This is a genomic window from Amycolatopsis sp. NPDC003676 (assembly GCF_053587275.1).
The window spans coordinates 1-1,490 of the sequence record NZ_JBSFNS010000280.1; the positions used below are offsets into that span (position 1 = coordinate 1).

Below are 1,490 nucleotides of genomic sequence, written 5' to 3' on the forward strand. Positions count from 1 at the left end.
GGCGAGCCTGGATCTGGTGCGCGCCTACGGCGGCGGTCGCTGGCAGCGGCTGTACCGGGTGCAGGCGATCGCGGCGTTGCCGAATACGTTCGCCGCCTTGAAGATCGCCGCGCCGTCGGCCGTGCTCGGCGCGATCATCGGCGAATACCTGGGCGGTGTCGACAGCGGGATCGGCGTCGCGCTGACGGCCGCGCAGACCGCCTACAACGTGCCGCGCACCTGGGGCATGGCACTGGCCGCTGCCGCGCTGGCCGGGCTGGGCTATCTGCTCGTCGCGGTGGCCGCGCGACTGATCACGCCGTGGACGGCGAGTACGGAGGAGCGGCGATGACGACCACCGTGCTGCGCCGGATCGGCCGCTTCCTGCTGCCGCTGGCGACCTCGCTGATCCTGCTGCTGGTCATCTGGTCGCTGTTCCTGCGGGCGTTCCCGCAGATCGGGCCGCGGGTCGGCAAGACGCCGTCGGACATCTGGCGCTACCTGGTGACCGCGCCGGGCGCCGCAACGGCCCGCCAGGCGATCCTCGACGACCTCGCGATCACCCTGCGCGACGCCGCGATCGGCTTCACCGTCGGCATGCTCGGCGCCCTGGGGGTGGCCGCGCTGTTCGTGCTGTATTCGGCTGTGCGGCAGACGTTCATGCCGGTAGCGATGCTGCTGCGCTCGGTGCCGCTGGTGGCGCTGAGCCCGATCGTGGTGCTGGTCTTCGGCCGCGGCACGGTGGGCGTCGCGGTGCTGGCCGCGATCGTGGTGTTCTTCCCGGCGCTGGTGATGATCATGACCGGGCTGAGCCAAGCGCCGAGGCAGGCCATGGAATTGGTGACCGCCTACGGCGGCTCGCGGTGGACCCGGCTGCGGATGGTCGCCGTTCCCGCCGCGCTGCCCTCGGTGTTCGCCGCGGCCCGGGTCTCGGTGCCGGGCGCGCTGATCGGCGCATTGCTCGGTGAATGGCTCGGCAGCGGAACGGGTTTGGGCGCCAGCCTGGTGCGCGCCATTCCGATGTTCCAGTACAACCGGCTGTGGGCCTCGATCGTGGTGGTGACGGTGGTGTCGGTGCTGCTCTACGCGATCGTCGGCGTCGTCGAGAATCTGGTGCTCGCGCGGTTCGGCCCGAGCGCCGGGCGGGCCTGATCGGGAAGGAATAGCGGCGGAACGCAGACGCAAAGAGAACGAAACGCACCGAAACTACATTCGGCGCATGAACAGTATCGACCGTCGTTCCTTTCTCCGCTATTCCGCGCTGACCGGGGCCGCGCTCGGCGGGGCCGGACTGCTGGCCGCGTGCGGAAGCAGTTCGGGGAGTTCGTCGAACGGTTCGAGTGACGACGGCTCGAAATACGGCAAGGTCGCGGTGCAGTTGTCGTGGCTGAAGAACATCGAATTCGCGGGTGAGTATTTCGCGGATTCGAAGGGATATTTCAAGGATGCGGGATTCGGTGCGGTAGACCTCATCGCGGGTGGCGCGGCGAGTACCTCGGTGGAGGCCGGAC

General features: G+C 69.1%; 3 protein-coding genes. All 3 read left to right on the top strand.

What is annotated here, in order from left to right; translation table 11 throughout:
• On the top strand, window positions 1-331 hold a 331-nt coding region (locus tag ACWDNU_RS45650), incomplete at its 5' end, for an ABC transporter permease subunit (RefSeq protein ID WP_449673421.1).
• Entirely contained in the window at window positions 328-1,131 is an 804-nt protein-coding gene (locus ACWDNU_RS45655) for an ABC transporter permease (protein ID WP_355274209.1), read from the top strand. The genes ACWDNU_RS45650 and ACWDNU_RS45655, both read left to right, overlap by 4 nt.
• 67 nt (window positions 1,132-1,198) lie before the next feature.
• The coding region (locus ACWDNU_RS45660; RefSeq protein WP_449673422.1) for a twin-arginine translocation signal domain-containing protein at window positions 1,199-1,490 on the top strand (292 nt) is incomplete at its 3' end.

Bases quoted from the DNA above. Each gene is read 5' to 3' on its own strand.
- ACWDNU_RS45655 (WP_355274209.1), top strand. From the start codon at position 328: ATGACGACCACCGTGCTGCGCCGGATCGGCCGCTTCCTGCTGCCGCTG.